At 58.1% G+C, this 19,570-nt stretch carries 19 protein-coding genes; 8 read left to right on the forward strand and 11 right to left on the reverse strand.

Features of this window, described 5'->3' with window-relative positions; translation table 11 throughout:
- Positions 1–5: 5 nt before the first annotated feature.
- Positions 6–230, reverse strand: coding sequence for a hypothetical protein (locus VIN96_RS03940; protein WP_331894132.1), 225 nt, complete (start codon positions 228–230; stop codon positions 6–8).
- Between the two features lie 192 nt (positions 231–422).
- Between VIN96_RS03940 and VIN96_RS03945 the strand changes: the two genes are divergently transcribed.
- Entirely contained in the window at positions 423–2,504 is a 2,082-nt protein-coding gene (locus VIN96_RS03945) for a PAS domain S-box protein (protein ID WP_331894133.1), read from the forward strand.
- Positions 2,505–2,531: 27 nt separating this feature from the next.
- Here VIN96_RS03945 and VIN96_RS03950 read toward each other — a convergent pair whose 3' ends face one another.
- The 4 genes from VIN96_RS03950 to VIN96_RS03965 all read right to left on the reverse strand — a co-directional run bounded on the left by VIN96_RS03950 (position 2,532) and on the right by VIN96_RS03965 (position 5,588).
- On the reverse strand, positions 2,532–3,233 hold the full coding sequence (locus VIN96_RS03950) for an ABC transporter permease (protein ID WP_331894134.1): 702 nt from the start codon (positions 3,231–3,233) through the stop codon (positions 2,532–2,534).
- On the reverse strand, positions 3,230–3,925 hold the full coding sequence (locus VIN96_RS03955) for an ABC transporter permease (RefSeq protein WP_331894135.1): 696 nt from the start codon (positions 3,923–3,925) through the stop codon (positions 3,230–3,232). The genes VIN96_RS03950 and VIN96_RS03955 overlap by 4 nt, the downstream gene beginning before the upstream one ends.
- A gap of 70 nt (positions 3,926–3,995) precedes the next feature.
- Positions 3,996–4,760, reverse strand: a complete 765-nt coding sequence (locus VIN96_RS03960; RefSeq protein ID WP_331894136.1) for an ABC transporter substrate-binding protein — start codon at positions 4,758–4,760, stop codon at positions 3,996–3,998.
- Between the two features lie 48 nt (positions 4,761–4,808).
- Positions 4,809–5,588 (reverse strand): ABC transporter ATP-binding protein, encoded by a 780-nt coding sequence (locus VIN96_RS03965; RefSeq protein ID WP_331894137.1) that lies wholly within the window; start codon positions 5,586–5,588, stop codon positions 4,809–4,811.
- Positions 5,589–5,742: 154 nt separating this feature from the next.
- On the opposite strand from VIN96_RS03965, the gene VIN96_RS03970 reads away from it, so the two are divergent.
- Complete coding sequence (locus VIN96_RS03970; RefSeq protein WP_331894138.1) at positions 5,743–6,657, forward strand: DMT family transporter; 915 nt, start codon at positions 5,743–5,745, stop codon at positions 6,655–6,657.
- Here the strand turns inward: VIN96_RS03970 and VIN96_RS03975 are convergent.
- From VIN96_RS03975 to parE, 3 genes are all read right to left on the reverse strand, one after another.
- Complete coding sequence (locus tag VIN96_RS03975) at positions 6,654–7,913, reverse strand: GGDEF domain-containing protein (RefSeq protein ID WP_331894139.1); 1,260 nt, start codon at positions 7,911–7,913, stop codon at positions 6,654–6,656. The two genes, VIN96_RS03970 and VIN96_RS03975, sit on opposite strands and share 4 nt — an antisense overlap.
- 70 nt (positions 7,914–7,983) lie before the next feature.
- Positions 7,984–8,526 (reverse strand): hypothetical protein, encoded by a 543-nt coding sequence (locus VIN96_RS03980; protein WP_331894140.1) that lies wholly within the window; start codon positions 8,524–8,526, stop codon positions 7,984–7,986.
- A 28-nt stretch (positions 8,527–8,554) separates the two neighbouring features.
- Positions 8,555–10,639: a DNA topoisomerase IV subunit B gene (parE, locus tag VIN96_RS03985; protein ID WP_331894141.1), complete on the reverse strand. Its 2,085-nt coding sequence runs from the start codon at positions 10,637–10,639 to the stop codon at positions 8,555–8,557.
- 164 nt (positions 10,640–10,803) lie between these two features.
- Here parE and VIN96_RS03990 point away from each other — a divergent pair, with 164 nt between their 5' ends.
- The 5 genes from VIN96_RS03990 to VIN96_RS04010 all read left to right on the forward strand — a co-directional run bounded on the left by VIN96_RS03990 (position 10,804) and on the right by VIN96_RS04010 (position 14,569).
- On the forward strand, positions 10,804–11,205 hold the full coding sequence (locus tag VIN96_RS03990; RefSeq protein WP_331894142.1) for an acyl-CoA thioesterase: 402 nt from the start codon (positions 10,804–10,806) through the stop codon (positions 11,203–11,205).
- A 41-nt stretch (positions 11,206–11,246) separates the two neighbouring features.
- Positions 11,247–11,672, forward strand: coding sequence for a VOC family protein (locus tag VIN96_RS03995; RefSeq protein WP_331894143.1), 426 nt, complete (start codon positions 11,247–11,249; stop codon positions 11,670–11,672).
- Between the two features lie 342 nt (positions 11,673–12,014).
- Positions 12,015–12,947, forward strand: coding sequence for a DMT family transporter (locus VIN96_RS04000; protein ID WP_331894144.1), 933 nt, complete (start codon positions 12,015–12,017; stop codon positions 12,945–12,947).
- A gap of 3 nt (positions 12,948–12,950) precedes the next feature.
- On the forward strand, positions 12,951–14,144 hold the full coding sequence (locus VIN96_RS04005) for an MFS transporter (RefSeq protein ID WP_331894145.1): 1,194 nt from the start codon (positions 12,951–12,953) through the stop codon (positions 14,142–14,144).
- Between the two features lie 8 nt (positions 14,145–14,152).
- Complete coding sequence (locus VIN96_RS04010) at positions 14,153–14,569, forward strand: DUF3830 family protein (RefSeq protein WP_331894146.1); 417 nt, start codon at positions 14,153–14,155, stop codon at positions 14,567–14,569.
- A gap of 3 nt (positions 14,570–14,572) precedes the next feature.
- Here VIN96_RS04010 and rlmJ read toward each other — a convergent pair whose 3' ends face one another.
- Together rlmJ and VIN96_RS04020 are read right to left on the reverse strand one after the other, a co-directional pair.
- Complete coding sequence (gene rlmJ, locus VIN96_RS04015; RefSeq protein ID WP_331894147.1) at positions 14,573–15,358, reverse strand: 23S rRNA (adenine(2030)-N(6))-methyltransferase RlmJ; 786 nt, start codon at positions 15,356–15,358, stop codon at positions 14,573–14,575.
- Positions 15,359–15,445: 87 nt separating this feature from the next.
- Positions 15,446–16,330, reverse strand: coding sequence for a hypothetical protein (locus VIN96_RS04020; RefSeq protein WP_331894148.1), 885 nt, complete (start codon positions 16,328–16,330; stop codon positions 15,446–15,448).
- 238 nt (positions 16,331–16,568) lie between these two features.
- Between VIN96_RS04020 and mobA the strand changes: the two genes are divergently transcribed.
- Positions 16,569–17,252 (forward strand): molybdenum cofactor guanylyltransferase MobA, encoded by a 684-nt coding sequence (gene mobA, locus VIN96_RS04025; RefSeq protein WP_331894149.1) that lies wholly within the window; start codon positions 16,569–16,571, stop codon positions 17,250–17,252.
- On the opposite strand, the gene VIN96_RS04030 is transcribed toward mobA, so the two are convergent.
- Positions 17,232–19,529: a PAS domain S-box protein gene (locus tag VIN96_RS04030; protein WP_331894150.1), complete on the reverse strand. Its 2,298-nt coding sequence runs from the start codon at positions 19,527–19,529 to the stop codon at positions 17,232–17,234. The genes mobA and VIN96_RS04030 overlap by 21 nt on opposite strands.
- Positions 19,530–19,570 lie beyond the last annotated feature (41 nt).

Consider the following 19,570-nt stretch of genomic DNA (forward strand, 5'->3'; position numbering starts at 1 on the left):
GGTGCTTAACCACCCGCCATGGTCGCCTGAAACCCCGCGTCATGCATGGTCTTGAGTAGAGTCGCAGGGGTTAGCGCCGACGGGTCGAATTTCACCAAAAGAACCCGTGTCGAACCTTCTTTGCTGTGTGCCAATACGGACCGGTCCAGTGACATCAAAGCCGATTTCGCCCGTGACAAGTCGGCATCGGACTGAGGCCTAGTAAACAAGATCAGTATGTCGGATTGCATCACACAGTCCCTCGCTACGTGGTTCGCAGTCGCTAAGTTTAGACGCTGAAGGGGCGCGGTCCGGTAGCACCAGGTGAGCACAAGCTCAATTATTTGACCAAAGTGCAGTATTGTGCGATTAATGTTTTAAAAGGCTTCGTAATATCATTAGGTTGAGGTTCGCTTTTACATACTAGGTATGCCCACATCATCATGAATCTCCCCCTCAGCGAACTGGACGCCTTGAAGCAGAGCCTAGATGCCTGCGAAAAACGCTTTTCCAAGGTATTCGATGCCAGCCCTTCGATGATCGCCATCTCAACGGTGGAAAACGGTCACCATTACGCCGTCAACGATGCATGGCTGAACACCATGGGCTATGAACGTGAAGAGGTGATCGGCAAAACGGCGCACGAGATGGGGGTCTGGTTAAAACCAGAAGATCGCGAACGCTACATCAAGGCCTTTCAAGCCCAGGGGTATCTTCGCAATTACGAACACCAACTGCGCACCCGCAACGGTGATGTGCGGATGTTTTCGACATCTTGCGAAGAAATCCTATTCGATGGGCAACCGCGCTTGCTGATGGTGTTCAACGACATTACGGACCGCAAAGCCGCCGAACAGAGGTTGCTGCGCGTCAACGAGGATCTGGAACGCCAAGTTGCCGAGCGCACTCGGGAATTGCAGCGCCAGATCGAAGCCACCGAACAGGCCAAAGCGGAACTGGAAGACAGTGAACTGCGTTTGATGGAAGCCAACCGCATGCTTAACGTGGTGCTCGACACGATTCCCGTGCGGGTGTTTTGGAAAGACAAAAACCTCAATCTTCTGGGCTGCAACCGCTTGTTTGCGATGGACGCAGGTTATCAAAACCCGCGCCAAATGATCGGTAAATCGGATTTCGAGATGGGCTGGCGCGATCAGGCGGAACTGTATCGCGCCGACGATATGCACGTGATCGAAAGCATGAAGCCCAAAATTGGCTATGAAGAACCGCAGACCACGCCCAAAGGGGGGGAGGTCTGGCTGCGGACCTCGAAAAGCCCACTGCGTAATCTCGATGGGGACGTGATCGGTGTTTTGGGCATGTACGAAGACATCACCGATCGCAAAACGGCGGAAAAGGAGTTGCAACGCGCCAAACAGGAGGCCGAACGCGCCAATCAAGCCAAATCTCAATTCCTGTCATCGATGAGCCATGAACTGCGCACACCCTTGAACGCGATTCTCGGTTTCGCCCAGTTGATGGAACACGATCCTCGGCATCCGTTGCTGGATGCGCAAAAAGAAAGCATCGAACACATCAAGACCGGCGGCAATCACCTCCTGCATTTGATCAATGAAATTTTGGAGCTGGCGAAGATCGAATCCGGGCATCTCGAGCTGGATTTGAAAAGCACCAAGCCCGAAGACGTGTTCTACGAAACGGTCCCAATGGTTCAAACGTTGGCGGAAAAGAACGGTTTGACGTTCCATGTACCGGCTTTGGAACATGCATGGCCGCATATTTGGGTCGATGCCATGCGGTTAAAGCAGGTATTGCTCAACCTGTTGTCCAATGCTGTGAAATACAATGTTGATTCCGGTTCATTCACATTGGCGTGTAAGGTCATTGATCACGCTTTGCGCATTCAGGTCAGCGATACGGGCCACGGCATTTCCGCCGCTGGTCTCAAAGAGCTGTTTCATCCGTTTTCGCGATTGGAACATGAAAACAGCGACATCGAAGGTGCAGGTATCGGCTTGACCATCACCAAGGAATTGGTGGAACTTATGGGGGGGCGGATTGGAGTCGAATCCACGCCGGGCGAAGGCTCGACGTTTTGGGTAGAATTCCCCATCGCCGCGGACAACGAGGTTGGGGCGCAGGTCGCGTCAAAGCCTGAAAACCAACACTGGCAAGGGGGCCACCACGTGGGCACCGTACTATACGTCGAAGACAACGATGCCAATCTGATGCTGATGGAAGGCATCTTCGAGCAGTTTCCCAATTTGCGTTTGCTTACCGCCAAGAACGCCGAAATCGGTTTGGAAATGGTCGAAGCCGAGCAGCCCGATTTTATCATGCTCGACATCGCGTTGCCGGGTATGAGTGGCACGGACTTGCTCAAGATCATCCGCGAACGCGACAAAGACGCCTCGGTGATCGCGGTGAGCGCTCACGCTATGCCGCATCTGGTTCAAGAGGGGCTCGACGCCGGTTTCGACGCGTATCTCACCAAGCCGTTCAATATCGGCCAGCTGGTCGCTGAATTGGAACGCGTGTTTGGTGAGGAGGCTGTGCAGGCTTAGGCCGTCCGATCGACGCCCAGCCGATATTTAGCCGACGATCACAACCGGCTCCTTGCGATCCGGGTGCAGATGTTTTTCCAGATAACGGATGACGTGGGTCAGAACATACGTGATGACCAGATAAAACGCGCCAGCGGTGATGAACGTTTCCACCGGCATGTAGTTTTTCGCCGAAATCGTCTTCGCCATGCCGGTGAGGTCGAGCAGCGTGATGGTGCTGGCCAAGGCGCTGGCTTTCAGCATCAAGATGATTTCGTTGCCGTACGCGGGAAGCGCCATGCGGAACGCGCGCGGTAAAATGATGCGGGCGTAGACTTGGCGCGGGCGCATGCCGATGGCGCGCGCGGCTTCGATTTCGCCGACGGGGACGGCCTGGATCGCGCCGCGCAGAATTTCCGAGATGTAGGCGGCGGTGTGCAGCGAGAAGGTGATCACCGCGCACCAATAGGCATCGCGCAGCACCGGCCAGGCGAAGCTTTCGCGCACCGCCTCGAACTGTCCCAAACCGTAATAGACCAAGAACAGCTGGACCAAAAGCGGTGTGCCGCGAAAAAAGAAGATATAGGTGCGCGGAAACAAATTGATCCACCAAGACCGCGACACCCGCGCTAGGGCCAGCGGCACGGCGAGGATCAATCCGGCGACGGCGGACAGCAACAACAGTTGGATCGTCAGCAACGCGCCTTGGCCCAACAACGGCAGCATGTCGAGGTACGTTTGAAAGCTCATGACGACAGCTCCCTGACACCAAGGCTGGCGCGTTTTTCCAAGCGCCTGAGGCCATAGGACGCAATCGACGTCAAAACCAGGTAGATCACCGCCGCGGTCAGATAGAAGGTAAACGGTTCTTTCGACCGACCGACCGCGAAGGCGGTGACGCGCATCAGTTCTTCCAGGCCGACCACCGACACCAGGGCCGTGTCCTTCATCAAAATCATGAACAGATTGCCCAAACCCGGCAGCGCGATGCGCCACACTTGCGGCAAGGTGATGCGGGTGAAGGTTTGCCGCCGGTTCATGCCGAGCGCCCGCGCGGCTTCGGCTTGGCCGGGGGGAATGGCGATGATCGCGCCGCGAAACAGTTCGGATGCATACGCGCCGAAGATGAAGCCCAGCGCCGTGGTCCCCGCGGCAAAGGCGCTGACCTCGATATAGTCGTCGTAGCCGAATTGCGACGCGATGGCCATGAGGATGTCGGTCGCGCCGAAATAGAACGTCAACACCACCAAAAATTCAGGCAGCCCGCGCACCAAGGTCGAATAGCCGTTACCCAGAAGGCGCACCGGGGCGAGGTCGGACAGCTTCGCCGTCGCGCCCAAAAGCCCCAGGATCAAGCCGACGATCAAAGCGGCCAGCGCCAGCTGTAAGGTCACCATTGTCCCTGCGAGCAATTGTGCGCCAAAGCCGTGAAGATCGATCATGGGGGGCCCTAAACAGAAAAAAGAAAACCGGCAGGGCTCATATCATAAGCCCTGCCGGTTCAGCTTCGCATCAATAGATGGAGAAGGGGAAGTACTTCGCGTTGATTTTCGCGTAGGTGCCGTTCGCCACGATGTCCTTGATGGCTTTGTTCAGCTTCATGCGCAGGTCGTCTTCGCCCTTGCGCACGGCGATGCCGATCAAGTCGCCGTCGAACACCGGCTCGCCTTTGAATTCAAAGCCTTTGCCCGCATCGGACTGAAGCCATTCGTAGTTCACCAGGGCGTCGGCGAGGATACCATCCAAACGGCCCGAGGCGAGGTCGAGGTATGCGTTTTCCTGGGTGTCATAGAGCTTGATGTCGGCATCGGCGCGGTTCTTTTCCAGCCAGTCGCCGCTGATGGTGGCGCGCTGCGCACCGATGGTTTTGCCTTTGAGGCCAGCGGCGGACACGTCCATCGCCATACCGGTCTTGCCGACGAACTGCAGCTTGTTGGTGTAGTAGCGTTCGGAAAAGTCGACGGCTTTCTTGCGCTCGTCGGTGATCGACATGGAGGCCACGATGGCGTCGAACTTGCGCTTGTTGAGCGCCGGGATGATGCCGTCCCAATCCTGTTTCACGAACGTGCAGTCCGCGCCCATGCTGTCGCACAGCGCCTTGGCGATGTCGACGTCGAAGCCCTGAAGTTCGCCGTTGGCGTCAACCATGTTGAACGGAGGGTATGCGCCTTCGGTGCCGATGCGCAGTTTTTCCGCTGCGTTGGCGCTGCCGGCACTGACGGCCAGAACGGTCATGGCGGCGATGGCCATGCCTTTAAGGTGGTGGGTCAATTTCATGCTCAAGTTCTCCCTTTGCTTTCGTAACGTGCCGCCACTCTTAAAAAACTAGTGAAGGTGGCTGGCCATGAATTGGCGGATGCGTTCGGAATCCGCGTTGTTGAATATCTTGTCGGGCGGACCCTGTTCTTCAACCTTTCCTTGGTGCAGAAATTGGGTCCAGGTGGACACTTCGCGGGCGAAGCCCATTTCGTGGGTGACGATCAGCATCGTGCGGCCCTCTTCGGCCAGCGAGCGGATTACCGCCAGCACTTCGCTGACCAACTCTGGATCGAGCGCCGAAGTCGGTTCGTCGAACAAGATCACGTCCGGTTCCATCGCCAGCGTGCGGGCGATGGCGGCGCGTTGTTGTTGGCCGCCGGACAGGTGTGCGGGGTAGTGGTGTTTGCGCTCGCTCAGGCCGACGCGCTCCAACAGGGCTTCGGCGCGATCGACGGCTTCCTTTTTGCTCAGTTTCGAGACCTGCATCGGCGCTTCGATGACGTTTTGCAAAACGTCGAGGTGCGGCCACAGGTTGAACGACTGAAAAACGAAGCCGATGCGCGCCCGCAAACGGGCGAGCTGCTTCTGGTCGGCGGGAATCAATTCATTGTTTTTGGTCGTTTTGGTGCGGATTTCTTCGCCGTCGATGATGACCCGGCCTTGGTCGGGGTGTTCGAGATAATTGATACAGCGCAAGAAGGTGCTTTTGCCCGAACCGCTCGATCCCAATATGGAAATCACGTCGCCGCGCTTGGCGCTGACGGACACGCCTTTGAGGACTTCTTGACCGCCGAAGCGTTTGTGAATGTCCTCAACTTGCAGCAGAGGCGTGGAATTGTCCGACATAGGGAGGTCCATGGAATGGCGAAAATTTCAGTAAAATCCTGTAGAGACTAAGACTCTCAGCGCTGGGCTGCAACAATTCATTCATCCCCTCTTGCGCTCTGGCGTGGCGAGAGATACACAGCGCGACGTTCAAAATTTAGGACACTCCCCAATTATGCGCCGCTTGCATGCCAACCTGTTGTTGTTGATCGCCGCCCTGATCTGGGGGATGACGTTTTCCATTCAGCAAATGGCGATGGAACACATCGGCCCGGTGCTGTTCACGGGCGTGCGCTTTCTCATCGGCGCGGCTGTGGTTTTGCCGTTCGCGCTCAAGGAACTGCGCGCCAAGCGGCGTGACGAAAACTGGCGCTTGAGCCCAGCAACGCTGCCATGGTTGGCGCTGACCGGCGCGGTGTTGTTCACGGCGGCGTTGTTGCAGCAATTCGGCATTGCCGCCACCACGGTGGCGAATGCAGGGTTTCTGACCGCGCTCTACGTCCCGTTGACGCCGATATTGGCCTTTTTCGTGCTGCGTCAAATGCCCCATCCAGCCATTTGGCCAGCCGCTGTGGCGTGTCTCGGCGGGGCCTATTTGATGGCCGGGGGGGCGTTGGATGATATACAGGACGGCGATGCCTGGGTCATCGCTGGGGCGCTGTTTTGGGCCACGCATATCTTGTTGATCGGGGCGATGACGGCGCGCACCGGCGCACCGTTCGTGATTTCGTTCGTCCAGTTTTTTGTTTGCGGCATTCTCGGCACGGTGTGGGCCACGGTCTGGGGTGGGCCCGCAGAAGCGCCGAGCCTGGAGGCGTTGAGCGGCGCCGCGCCGATGCTGGCGTTTTCCGGCATCTTGTCGGTGGGCCTGGGCTTTACCTTGCAGGTGGTGGGGCAGCGCCACACCCCGGCCGCGGATGCGTCGGTCATTCTCAGTGCCGAAACCGTGTTCGCCGCGTTGGCCGGTGCGGTGTTGCTGGGCGAACACTTAGGCGCGCTGGAATTGGGCGGCGGGGCCTTGATCCTCACCGGGGTTCTCGCGGTCGAATTGTTGCCTTTGACGTTTGCCAAGGTCAGGGCACGGCGCTAGTCGGCCTTGGCGATCACCACGCAATTTCGGCCTTTGTTCTTGGCCTGATACAACGCTTCGTCGGCGCGTCGGACCAGGTCGCGCACGGTCTGCCCGGGGCGGTGCGAGGCGACGCCGAAACTTGCGGTGACACGGCCAACGGTTTCGATGTCGTGCCCGGCGAGCAGTTCGCAGCAGATGTTGGACAGTTCCAACGCGCCGTCGATGTCGGTGCCGCGTAGCAAAATCATGAATTCCTCGCCGCCCCAACGGGCAAAGGCATCCAACTGGCGCAGGCGCGATTTGACGGTGACGGCGATTTCTTTCAAGACGACGTCGCCGACGTCGTGACCGAAGGTGTCGTTGACTTGTTTGAAGTGGTCGATGTCGAACATGACCACGGAAAAGGGTGTGTTGAGACGCGTCGCGCGGCTCACTTCGTCTTGCAAGATGTCGGTCATGCGCCGCCGGTTCATCAACCCGGTCAAGGTGTCTGTGGTGGCTTGCTTGCGCAGGGTGCTTTCCATCCGAATACGGCGAAAGATTTCGCGCCTGAGATCCCTCACGGCATTGTTTTGCGCATCGGCGAAGCGCACGAACAAAATACCCAGCACCGACATCACCGCCAATGCGCTCACGGCGAGCACCGCTTGGACGAAAACGAACCGTTTTTCCGCGATTTGGACGAGGTTCTGCAGCCGCGTTTCGACGCCGTCGGCCATTTTAATGAAGGTTTCGAACATGTGATCGCTTGACTGATTTTGCGGCATGTTTTCGGTCTGGTCGAAGGCGGGATGCTCCATCTTTGCGCGAAAATGGGCCAACAGGCGGCGTACGTCTTCGATGCTGGTGCGCAGTTCTGGGTCGTCCAGGGGGATGAATATGCCTTCCGCATTGGCGCCGCCTTCCAGCATGGCGCGGGCATACCAATCGGCTTGATCGATATGCTTGCGGACCAGATCCATATTGGCGTGAGGGTCTTGTCGTGTGTCTTCTTCGTACCACAAATAGGCGGTGGTCGCTTCCAGCTTGATTTCCATGGCGGCGTCGATCAGCGGCGTATAGCGCTGGGACATTCTCAGCCCGGTTTCGGCGCTGTAGGCGATCATGGCGATGATCAGCGCACCGATGGTGACGATCAAGGTGATGAAGCGCTTGAGGGGGAAGCGCACCTTGAGGCGCACCAGGTCGGCTTCAAAGATGGTTGGGGAGCCCGCGCCGTCCGGTTCCGTGTGCGGCGCAAAACGACCTGCGCTGTTCGCGTTTTGGGAACCCATGGTTGTTTCTCCGGGCGTGAGGCGTTTATCTCACCATTCATAGGGCCCGAAAACGAAGATTGTGTAAATACTACCGATGGATAAGGTGTTCGAGTTGAGGTAAACCAATGGCTTTGGCGTAGGCCGCCCATTCTTCAAGCGGCGGCTCGGGCCAGTGGCGTCGCCAGAGGGGCAATTCGAGACCTAAATCCGCGTGGGCAAGCACCAAGGTGTGAGTGACCCGGCGGTCGCGATCTTGTTCGGATATGAGTGCCACGCCCTGGTAATTGGCCAGCGGTTCAAGGTGGGTGCGGCGATAAAAGGGGAAGCGCTTGGTCAATTGAACGGTCCCCGCATCCGTATCGATCAGCCCTTCGATGCGGCCAAAGGTGATGATATAGCCGAACGCCATCACTGCCAGAGTGACGACGGAACAGATGATGGTATAGGCCAGCCAACCGTCTTCCGACCAGGCCATGGCGGCGAGAAAGGTGGCGATGAACAATCCGCCTTTGCCCAGTCCCAGCGCGACGAACCCCAAAATCACTTGGGCGCGCACGGAAACGCGCCAGGGCAGGTCGCCGAGGTCGAGGGCGAACGGTTCGCTGTGCTCAAGCAAAAAGCGAAAAATCACAACTCATGATCCTTCGTCGGGTACGGGGCTAGACGTCGATGTCCTCGACGAATTGGGCGTGCTCTTGGATGTAGGCATAGCGCAGTTCGGGCTTTTTACCCATCAGGCTTTCGACCAGTTCTTCGGTGTCGTGGATGTCGTCCCAGTCTTCGGCACCGTGGCCGGTGGGCACCGTGACGCGCAACAAGATGCGGTTATCCGGGTTCATGGTGGTTTCTTTGAGCTGCGCGGGCGGCATTTCACCCAGGCCCTTAAAGCGGCTGATCTCGATCTTGCCGCGCCCGGTGAACTCGGTTTGCATCAATTCGTCCTTGTGGGCGTCGTCGCGGGCATAGATCACCTTGGCCCCTTGGCTGATGCGATACAGCGGCGGCATGGCGATGTAAAGATGGCCATTTTCAATGAGTTTTGGTGTTTCCTTAAAGAAGAATGTCATCAATAGAGACGCAATGTGCGCACCGTCCACGTCGGCGTCGGTCATGATGATGACCTTTTCGTAGCGCAGCGCTTCGTCGTCGTAGGCCTTGCGCGTGCCGCAGCCCAGCGCCTCGACCAGATCGGACAGTTCCTGATTGGCCTTGAGCTTGTCGGCGGTGGCCGAGGCGACGTTGAGGATCTTGCCGCGCAACGGCAAGATCGCCTGGGTCTTGCGGTCGCGGGCCTGTTTGGCGGAACCGCCGGCGCTGTCGCCTTCGACGATGAACAGTTCGGTGCCCAGCGCCGAGGTCTGGCTGCAATCGGACAGTTTGCCCGGCAAGCGCAGCTTTTTGGTCAGCGATTTGCGCTTGGTTTCTTGGTCCAGGCGGCGCCGCGTGCGGATATTGGCGCGTTCCACGGCATTGTCGAGCAGCACCTGTGCCACTTTGGGGTCGCTCGAAAGCCAATGGTCGAAGCGGTCGCGCACGGCGTTTTCCACCAGCCGCGCGGCTTCGGCGGTGGCCAGCTTGTCCTTGGTCTGGCCCTGAAATTGCGGTTCGGGGATAAACGCCGACAGCATCACGCACGCGCCGCCGATCATGTCGTCGGCCATGATTTTGGCCGCGCGCTTGTCGCCGACCAGATCGGCGTAGGCCTTGATACCCTTGGTCAGGGCCGATTTCAGACCCGATTCATGGGTGCCACCCTGGGGCGTGGGCACGGTGTTGCAATAGGAATTCAAGAACCCGTCTTCGTCCATCGGCCACGCCACCGCCCATTCGACCCGGCCGGGACCTTCTGGAAAGTTGGCAAGGCCTTCGAACGGCAACGGCGTCACGGTGCGCCGTTCCTTCAACAAGCTGGCGATATAATCCGCCAAGCCGCCGGGGAAGTGCAGTTCGGCCTTTTCGGGGACGTCCTTGTCTTCCTTGTCTTTCAGCAGCGCCGCATCGCAGCTCCAGCGGATTTTGACGCCGCGATAGAGATAGGCTTTGGAGCGCACCATGCGAAACAGGGTGTGGGGGCGAAAATGCACCCGGGTGCCGAAAATGTCGGTGTCGGGCACGAACGAAACCGTGGTGCCGCGCCGGTTGTTGACCGGGCCGAGGCTTTCCAGCGCAGAGGTCGGCAGACCGCGCGAATAGGATTGCCGATAAAGCTGCTTGTCCTTGGCGACCTCGACGATCAGTTCCGACGACAGGGCATTGACCACCGACGAGCCGACGCCGTGCAGACCGCCCGAGGTCTCGTAAGCGCCGCCGCCGAATTTGCCGCCCGCGTGCAAGGTGGTGAAAATCACCTCCAGCGCCGACTTGTCCTTAAATTTCGGATGTGGATCGACCGGAATGCCGCGGCCGTTGTCGCGCACCACCAGTCGGTTGCCCGGCTCCAAGATAACTTCGATGACGCTGGCGTGACCGGCGACCGCTTCGTCCATGGAGTTGTCGAGGATTTCTGCCGCGAGGTGATGATAGGCGCGCTCGTCCGTACCGCCGATGTACATGCCGGGGCGTTTGCGCACCGGTTCCAGCCCTTCCAAGACCTCGATATCGGCCGCCGTGTAGGCGTCGCCGCCAACGGGCTTGGGGCCGCCGCTCGGCACGGATTGAGATGAGGCCTTTTTCGCCGCGGGTTTGGCGGGCGCGGGCTTGGGGGCTTTCTTCGGGGTGTCGTCGGCTTCGAACAGGTCGCTCATGGATGGTCGTGTCTCTTAAGAATTTGTGGGCGAAGAAGCTGGCTCCGCGTGAAGCGACAGCGTATCTTAATTTTCTCGCTAACGCTTTAACGGCATCATACGGTAGTCTGGCGCAGGGAAAAGCACAAAATGCGGTGTATCGCCCCAATGGCATTGAGGATGAAATGAACGAATCGAGCCCATCCGACCAACCGAAAGGCGTGCTGGCGATCCGCCAAGTGGCGATGCCCGCCAACTTGAACGCGGGCGGCAACGTGTTCGGCGGCTGGATCTTGTCGCAAATGGACTTGGCGGGCGGCATCACCGCCAACGACCGCGCCCAAGGCCGGGTCGCCACGGTGGCCATCACGGCGATGGAATTCCACCTGCCGGTTTTGGCCGGCGACGTGCTGTGCTGTTACGCCGACGTCACCAAGGTCGGTAACACCTCGCTGACCATTCACGTGCAGGCCTGGGTGCATCGCCGCACGGGACCGAAACTGGAAGAGCTGAAAGTCACCGAAGGCGACTTCGTGTTCGTGGCCCTGGATGAAAACGGACACAAACGGCGCGTTCCCGACGAATAGTCCCTTGAATTGTCATTCTTTACGATAGGAAGGAACATTTCATGCAAAATCGTGTGCATCTCATCACCCTCGGTGTCAAGGATATGGCGGTGTCACGGGCGTATTACGAAGCCATGGGCTGGGTCACGTCGCCGATCAGCATGGACGAGGTGACGTTCTTTCAGGCCGGTGATCAAGTGCTGGGGCTTTACCTGCAAGAGGCGCTCGACCACGACACCGGATTGAATGGAGCGAAACCCGGCGGGGTGACCCTGGCCGTGAACGTGCAAAGCCGGGATGAGGTCGACGCCATGTACGCTAAGGCGTTGGAAGCGGGGGCCACGGTCTTGACGCGGCCCCGCGAAATGCCGTGGGGCGGTTACACCGGCTATGTCGCGGACCCCGACGGCCACCCTTGGGAATTTTCCCACGTGGCGCAATTGGTGCCGGACGAAAACGGCGCGCTGATTCTGCCCGATAGCCTTTAGGCTTCAAACCACCATCAACAACACATATCCGGCCGTGAACAAAGCGACAACGGCGGCGGTTTCTCCGAGGATGCGTTCGAATTGATTGACGATGTTCATTTGCGTTCTCCATCTTGAATGGCAACTTCTTTGAAAAAGAACAAAGCATGAACATTGGCGGGCTGTCAACGCTCTTTTTGCATCACCGTTTCGCACGTGACGGGGAAATTTTGTCACCGTGACAAAATCGGCGTCGTTTTTGCCCATCAGATAGGCTAACAATTGGGGCCTCATTCACGCATACGGTGTGTGGGGCAAACAATCCTTGCACCTATGCCGCTACGTTAAACTGGACCTCCCCGAATGGTTTCGAAAATGCCGCCCGCATTGCTGCTGACGCTTTCCGCCCTGTTTTGGGGCGGGAATTTCGTCGTCGGCCGCTGGGCGCACAGCGACATTCCGCCGCTGAATTTGACCTTTTGGCGGTGGTTGGCGTCGGGCCTTATCTTGCTGCCGTTCGTGGCGCGTGGCATATGGCTGCACCGCGCCCTGATCCGCAAGCATTTTGCCTTGCTGACGGTGCTTGCGGTCACCGGCATGGTGATGTTTCACAGCTTCACCTACATCGCATTGAACACCACCACCGCCATCAATGCCGCCGTGGTGTTGGCGAGCATGCCTATGGTCATACCGGTGATCTCGGTTTTGGTGGGTGACGAACGTCTCAGCACCCGCCAAGCCTTGGGTATTGGGATTTCGGTGTTGGGGGTGGTGGCGATCGTGTCGCGCGGGGACTGGCAGGTGTTGGTTCATTTAAGCTTCACGCCCGGCGATTTGTGGGTGCTGGGAGCGGTGTTGGCGTGGTCTGTCTATTCGGTGCTGTTGAAGCGCCTGCCCAAGGGCGAGGGACAAAAACTGCCGCCGATGGTTTTGCTGGGCACCACCAACTGGATCGCCATCGCCGTTTTGCTGCCGTTTTACCTGTGGGAATACAACACCGTCGGCGGGTTCGCGGTGGGGGTGTCGAGCTTGATGGTGATCGCCTATGTGGCGTTGTTCGCCTCCATCGCCGCGTTCGTGTGCTGGAACGCCGCCGTGCCTCAGGTGGGGGCGAACAAGGCAGGATTGTTTATTCACCTGATCCCGCTGTTCGCGTCGATCTTTTCGATCATTTTCCTGGGCGAAAGCCTCAAGCTTTACCATTTGATCGGCATCGCGCCGATCCTGACCGGGGTCTACCTGACCACCACCGCCAAGGCGCCGGCGGACCGTACCGCCCAGAAGAAAGACGTTTAAGTTATGCCCGTGCAAAATTACCGTTTCACCATCTTGATGTTGGCCACGGCGCAGGGGCTTTATTTGGTCTCGGGCGTGACCTTCATCATGTTCGCCGGATTGGTCGGCCAGATGCTGGCTGACAACAAGTTGCTGGCGACCTTGCCCATCGCGGTGATGACCATCGGCACCGCGTCGAGCACCATCCCGATGTCGATCCTGATGAAGCGCATCGGTCGGCGGTTCGGCTTCCTGATCGGCGCCTCGGCCGGTGTCAGTGCCGGCGCACTGGGCGCTTACGCCATCACCGAGGGCAGCTTCGTGTTGTTTTGCCTAGCGGCTTTGGTCATGGGCATCTATCAAGCCTGCACCCAGTATTATCGATTTGCCGCAGTGGAAAGCGCGCCGATGGATTTTGTCAGCCGGGCGGTGTCGTTTGTTTTGCTGGGCGGCGTGATTTCGGCGTTGTTCGGACCGAGCCTGGCGGTTTTCAGCCGCGACTTGCTCGCCCCGGTGCCGTTTGCGGGCGGTTTCGCGATGGCCTCGCTGATCAGCGTCGCGGCGATGATCCCGTTATCGCTGGTGCGCATTCCCCGACCGATGGAAGACAGCAACCACGAAGGCGCGCGGCCGCTCGGCGTGATTGTACGCCAGCCCGCATTCATCGCGGCGGTGCTCAACGCCGCGACCAGCTATGGCTTGATGGTGTTGGTGATGACCGCGACGCCCTTGGCGATGACCGCGTGCGGGTTTGAAATGCACGACACCGGCTCGGTCATTCAGTGGCACGTGTTGGCGATGTTCGTGCCGTCGTTTTTCACCGGCAGCTTGATCCACCGCTTCGGCGTGTTGACGATCCTGTTCAGCGGCATGGCATTGTTCATCGTCAGCGCGGTGTTCGCCACGTCGGGGATCGAAATGCTCAATTTCGGCGTCGCGTTGATCTTGCTGGGGGTGGCGTGGAACTTCCTGTTCGTCGGCGGCACCACGTTGTTGACCGAAGCCTACCAGCCGTCGGAAAAAGCCAAGACCCAAGGCATCAACGAATTCATCGTGTTCGCCTCGGCGGCCACCGGTTCGTTCGCGTCGGGGGGCTTGTTCAATCTGTCGGGATGGGACGCGGTCAACTACGGCATGGCGCCGTTTTTGGGCGTGACGTTTCTCGTCACGCTTTGGTACGCCAAAACCAAACGGGTTCAGGCGCGCGCGATGGCTTAAGGAGGCTGATGATGGAGTATCTCAACATACAAGCGGGGCCGTTTGCGTTTCGCGCCAAGTTTGAGCGCGAACGCGCGCCGAAAACCTGTGCCCGGTTTATGGAGCTGCTGCCGTTCGAAAACAAGGTCATTCATTCGCGTTGGAGCGGCGAGGCGGTGTGGATTCCGCTGGGCGATTTCGACGCCCAGGTGGACTTTGAAAACCACACCTGCCATCCGTCGCGCGGCGACATCTTGCTCTATCCCGGCGGCTATAGCGAAACGGAAATCTTGTTCGCTTACGGCAGTTCCAGCTTCGCCAGCAAAATGGGCAATCTGGCGGGCAATCACTTCCTCACCGTGGTCGAAGGTCAAGACCGGCTGTTGGAATTCGGCAATCACGTCTTGTGGCACGGCGCGCAGGAAATCCGCTTTTATCCAGACTGACGCTTAAAACGGATATGGCCAGGTGAACGCGTCGATGGCGGGCTGAAATGCTTTTGGCAGGTTGACCGCGACCAGACCGCTGCCGAACATGCCGCGCACGTTTTCGGGTTTGGCGAAGTGCATTTCGCTGCGGTGAAAACCGGGCAACATGGCGTCTTCCAGTGCGCCGACCATGTCTTTGTAGTATCCCGCCTTCAGCATCGGATACCACAGCAAGATGATGCCGTCCGTCCACTTGGCGTTGAGGTCGATGATGAATTCGGCCGTCAGGGTGTATTCGCTTTTGATTTCGAAACTGGGATCGATCAGCACCAGTCCGCGTTTCGGCGTCGGTGGCGCCATTTCGTAGGTCGCCTCGAAACCATCGCGGCGTTGGATGGAGATGTTCTTTTTATCGCCCAGCAAATGTTCCAGCGCGGCGTGTTCCTGGGGATGCAGTTCCATCAAATGAATGCTGTCTTGGGGGCGCAGCAGGGTATCGGCGATCAGTGGCGAGCCCGGATACGCAGCCGGGCCGTGTCGGCGCCGGGTCTTGGCGATGACCTTGGCCAACGGATGGCTGGGCGGCAGTTTGCCGTCTTTGAGCAAACGCACGATGCCTTGTTGCGCTTCACGGGTTTTTTTCGCTTCCGGTGAGGTCAGGCTGTACAGGCCACGACCGGCGTGGGTTTCGATCAAGGTGAGCGGTTCGTCCACGGCGCTCAGGCGCACCAGCAGACGCGCCAGGGCGGCGTGTTTGTGAACGTCCGCCGGGCAACCGGCATGGTAGGCGTGTTGGTAAGACAGCATGGCTGTGGTCGCTCTGTCCGATCGAAACAAAAACAGGGCGGACGATTCAAACCTGAACCGTCCGCCCATGCAGGAAGTACATCAGGTTCAGTTGCCGAACAAGCCTTTCACTGCGCCGCCGATGCCTTCGGCCGCACCGCCGAGCTTTTCGCCCACCGCGTCGCCGACCCCGGCACCTGCACCGCCGAGCTTGTCGGTCGCACCTTTCAGCGCGCCTTCGGCGGCGTCTTGGGCCGCTTTACCGATTTCCGCGGCTTTACCGGAGATGTCGGCCAAGCCCAATTGCGACAGATCCAGCGAGCTGGCTGCGCCACCGGCTTTGTCGGTGATGGCGGCGATCAGCTGGTTGACCACTTCGGCGGGGCTTGCGCCGCCTTCGTCCTTGCCGATGTCTTTGAGGTGGATGTCGGGCAGCGGAGTGGTCAGCGTCTTGCCCTGCATCAGGCTGGCGGAAACGTTGACCTTGCCGTTCTTGAAGTAGAAGTTGTTGATGACGATCTTCGGGCCTTCCTTGCCGGCTTCGGCCGGTTCAGAGGGCGCCGCCGAGCCTGCTTTTTCAGGGCCGCTCATGACCTTCATGAAGTTTTCGACATTTTTCTGAATGGCCGCGATGTTGGAGCCGCCGGAGCCGATTTCGTAGGTGACTTCGGGGGCGTTGACCATGACTTCGTCGATGACGATCACGTCCGGCGACCAGTCCTTGGCGATCTTCACGCTGATCTCGCCGAGGCTGATGGCGCGATCGGTCTTGAAGCCTGCCGGGTTGGCGACGGTGAGGCCGCGCAAGCCCGCCTTGAGGTCGGTGAGGCTGATGTCCACGGCATCCAGCGCGACGGCCACTTGGGTGGCGCGGGTGCCTTGTTCTTCGATCACCGATTCGACGATCTTACCGGCATTTTGCGACAGGTAATAAACACCCACCGCGATGGCGACGATAATCACGCCCAGTCCGATGGCGATTTTCTTGAACATGGGGCTCTCCTCCCTATGAAGTGCTTGATAAATATTTGTATTGATTATGAACCGAGAGCGCTAAAGGTGCAATCGACAGCGCCGGCAATTGACCAAATAATGTTGATGCCATCGCAGAAAATGCCCATATACGTGCGTATGAATGTATCGTTACGCGTCTGTCTCGATTTGGTCATATTCGTGTGCCAATTATTCAGGACCAAGGACAGCGTGATTGACCAAAGGTAGACCTCCCCATATGAACAGTTTCAATGTCCCCTCCATCAACATCAAAGCCCTAAGCCCGTCTGGCTCGCGCGAGGTCGTCGGCGTTTTGCTGGCCGGCGGACGTTCCAGCCGGTTTGGCGGCGATGACAAATGTTTGCAGTTGCTCAATGGCAAGACCATGTTGGAGCGCGTGGCTCTCAAAGCCGCCCCTCAGGTCGGTGCGCTGGTGCTTAACGCCAACGGTGACACCAACCGCTTTCCCGACCTTGGCATGCCGGTGATCAAAGACAGCATCGACGATTTCGCCGGTCCGCTGGCGGGTGTGTTGACGGCCATGGATTTCGCCGCCAAGCACGTGCCCCAAGCGCGCTGGGTGGCCAGTTTCGCCACCGACGCTCCGTTCGTGCCAGGCAATTGGGTGAGCCGCGTGCTGGCTGCGATCACCCGCGAAGGCGCCGACATGGGCACAGTGTCGTCAAACGACAACACCCATCCGGTGTTCGGTCTGTGGCCGGTCAGCCTGCGTTTTGAGCTGCGCAAAGCCATGGAACGTGAAGATATTCGCAAAGTCCGCGCCTGGACGTCGCGCTACAAGGTTGCGACGGTGGCGTACGAGTTGGGCGAGATCGATCCGTTCTTCAACATCAACACCCAAGACGACCTGAACGACGCGGAAAACCGTTTGGCCAGCACCTCACGCGCCGACGCTGGTTAAATCGCGGATCCGTTCGGCGGGAAAACGCACTGTCACGGTGGTGCCAACGCCCAGTTCGCTGTCGATTTTCAGCGTCCCGCCATGAAGTTCGATCAGGTTTTTGGACAAAGGTAATCCCAGACCGCTGCCTTCGTGGGATCTGGTCATGATGTCTTCGACCTGCTTGAAGGGCTCCAGCACTTTCGACAAATCTTTTTGGGCGATGCCGCGTCCGGTATCCTTGACCGTGATTTCAAAATCCTTGTCATCCGTGACATGAGCGTCAAGGACCACGCGCCCTTGGGGCTTGTTGAATTTGATCGCGTTTGAAACGAGATTGAGCAGGATCTGCTTAATGCGGGTCTCGTCGGCATACAGCATCGGCAAGTCATTGGGGAAGTCGACCTCGACCTCGACTTGCGCTTCATCGGCCTTTTGCTGAATCAATCGCATGCACGGTTCCGCCAATGTGCGCAGATTGATTTCACTTTCGCTCAGTTTGACGTTGCCGGTTTCAAGCTTCGAGGTGTCGAGGATTTCGGTGATCAACGACAACAGGTGCTGACCCGAATTGCGAATATCGCGACAATAGCCTTGATACGTTTCGGACAGCGGGCCGAGCATCTGCGCCACCATGATTTCGGCAAACCCGATGATGCCGTTGAGCGGGGTGCGCAACTCGTGACTCATGTTGGCGAGAAATTGCGTTTTGGCGAAATTGGCGTACTCGGCGTCTTCCTTGGCTTTGTGCAGGCTTTCTTCGTAGGCTTTGCGGTCGGTGATGTCGTTGATGATGCCGGAAAAATACGTCTTATCACCTGATTTCCACGCGCCGAGCGACAGTTCCAGCGGGAACTCATGACCGTCTTTATGCAGACCTTGCAGTTCGACGGTTCTGCCGATGAAGCTATTTTGTTTGTGTTCGCGCGCTTGACGCAGGCCAGAGGTATGCGCCACGCGGTAGCGTTTGGGCATTAGTATGGTCAACGGTTGGCCGATGATTTCCTGTTCCGTATATCCGAAGGCCTTTTGCGCACCCGGATTCCACATCGACACATTGCCGTCTTCGTCGACGGATATGATGGCCGTGAGAGACGAGGATTGGTAGACGGAGCGGAACTTTTTCTCGCTGTCGATGAGCGCCATGACGGCCTCTTTGTGCGCGGTGATGTCGGCCGCCAAACCGTCGATGACCGTTTCGCCGTTCTCGCCGTACAAAACGATGTTGCGGTCTTGAAACCAATGCCAAGATCCGTTGGCGTCGCGAATGCGGTATTCAATATCGAAACTTTGTCCGTGACTGGCCTTGGCTATTGCCGCATCGACCGTGGGTAGGTCGTCGGGGTGGATGCTGTCGTGCCACAGCATGGGGTGTTCGCGTATGTGTTCGGGCGTGTAGCCCAAAACTTCGGTGACCCGTGGGGAACAGTAGACGTTACCTTTCTTGTTCGAAAAGGAATAAACGATTTCCGGCGCGTTTTCGACCAATTGGCGGTATTTCGCCTCGCGATCTTGAAGATTTTTCTGGTAGGCCCGTTGTTCCGCATTGCGTTGGCAGCCGCGTTTGACGAGAAAGCCGATCATACCGATGCCGAGGAACCACACGCCGCCATGGGTGGAAATCAAGGCGGTGCGACTTTTCATGGTGGCATCCAGATACGGAGAGAGCGGCACCGAAACGCTCACTCCGCCGCGAATATCACCGACCTTATATCCTAGATGGCCGTGACATTTGACGCAGCTCTGATCCATCACCATCGGCCGCATCATGCGCACGTAGGGTTGGCCGTCGATGAGGGTGTGTTCGACGATTTCTTGCGTTCCGCTTTCAAATCGTTTGAGCGCGTTCAATTCCCAGGCATCGGGTTTGTTGTTGGGGTTGAGCAGAATTTGCGATGTGATTTTGCCCTTGATGCCGTACAGGTTTTCAAAATGATCAAAAACTTGGCGCATAATATAGGCGGGATTCATCAGCGTCAGGCGCTTGCCGCTGGTTGTGGTGACGTCGCGTTCGGGTAGCTGGGCAAGATAGGGATTGGGCGGGGTATTTTCGTCGATTTCGACATAAACCCCGCCGTGTCCGGCGGCCCATCGGCGGAATGCTTGATCTTTGTTCCAGTTGGAGCGCGCGTCGGAGGTGGCGAGAAACACAGCCTGGTCGGTTAGAAATTCATAATTCCAAAACAGCGACGCAATGACCAAAACCGTCCAGCCGATGCAGGCGAAAAGACCGTAGCGCCAAATCGATGCATATGGCGACGCCGGGATTTTAGGCGTGTCAGCCACCAAAGCATGCATCGCGAGCACCCTCCATTAAGTTGTATAAATCTTAGATGGGT

The organism is Magnetovibrio sp. (genome assembly GCF_036568125.1).
GTDB lineage: Bacteria > Pseudomonadota > Alphaproteobacteria > Rhodospirillales > Magnetovibrionaceae > Magnetovibrio.

Excerpts from the sequence above, each read along its gene's own strand:
- VIN96_RS04030 (WP_331894150.1), bottom strand. The coding sequence starts at position 19,529 with ATGCATGCTTTGGTGGCTGACACGCCTAAAATCCCGGCGTCGCCATAT.
- VIN96_RS03965 (WP_331894137.1), bottom strand. The coding sequence starts at position 5,588 with ATGTCGGACAATTCCACGCCTCTGCTGCAAGTTGAGGACATTCACAAA.
- mobA (WP_331894149.1), top strand. The coding sequence starts at position 16,569 with ATGAACAGTTTCAATGTCCCCTCCATCAACATCAAAGCCCTAAGCCCG.
- VIN96_RS03950 (WP_331894134.1), bottom strand. The coding sequence starts at position 3,233 with ATGAGCTTTCAAACGTACCTCGACATGCTGCCGTTGTTGGGCCAAGGC.
- VIN96_RS03970 (WP_331894138.1), top strand. The coding sequence starts at position 5,743 with ATGCGCCGCTTGCATGCCAACCTGTTGTTGTTGATCGCCGCCCTGATC.
- VIN96_RS03955 (WP_331894135.1), bottom strand. The coding sequence starts at position 3,925 with ATGATCGATCTTCACGGCTTTGGCGCACAATTGCTCGCAGGGACAATG.
- VIN96_RS03990 (WP_331894142.1), top strand. The coding sequence starts at position 10,804 with ATGAACGAATCGAGCCCATCCGACCAACCGAAAGGCGTGCTGGCGATC.
- VIN96_RS03940 (WP_331894132.1), bottom strand. The coding sequence starts at position 230 with ATGCAATCCGACATACTGATCTTGTTTACTAGGCCTCAGTCCGATGCC.
- VIN96_RS04010 (WP_331894146.1), top strand. The coding sequence starts at position 14,153 with ATGATGGAGTATCTCAACATACAAGCGGGGCCGTTTGCGTTTCGCGCC.
- VIN96_RS04020 (WP_331894148.1), bottom strand. The coding sequence starts at position 16,330 with ATGTTCAAGAAAATCGCCATCGGACTGGGCGTGATTATCGTCGCCATC.
- VIN96_RS04000 (WP_331894144.1), top strand. The coding sequence starts at position 12,015 with ATGGTTTCGAAAATGCCGCCCGCATTGCTGCTGACGCTTTCCGCCCTG.
- VIN96_RS03975 (WP_331894139.1), bottom strand. The coding sequence starts at position 7,913 with ATGGGTTCCCAAAACGCGAACAGCGCAGGTCGTTTTGCGCCGCACACG.
- rlmJ (WP_331894147.1), bottom strand. The coding sequence starts at position 15,358 with ATGCTGTCTTACCAACACGCCTACCATGCCGGTTGCCCGGCGGACGTT.
- VIN96_RS03960 (WP_331894136.1), bottom strand. The coding sequence starts at position 4,760 with ATGAAATTGACCCACCACCTTAAAGGCATGGCCATCGCCGCCATGACC.
- VIN96_RS04005 (WP_331894145.1), top strand. The coding sequence starts at position 12,951 with ATGCCCGTGCAAAATTACCGTTTCACCATCTTGATGTTGGCCACGGCG.
- VIN96_RS03945 (WP_331894133.1), top strand. The coding sequence starts at position 423 with ATGAATCTCCCCCTCAGCGAACTGGACGCCTTGAAGCAGAGCCTAGAT.
- VIN96_RS03995 (WP_331894143.1), top strand. The coding sequence starts at position 11,247 with ATGCAAAATCGTGTGCATCTCATCACCCTCGGTGTCAAGGATATGGCG.
- parE (WP_331894141.1), bottom strand. The coding sequence starts at position 10,639 with ATGAGCGACCTGTTCGAAGCCGACGACACCCCGAAGAAAGCCCCCAAG.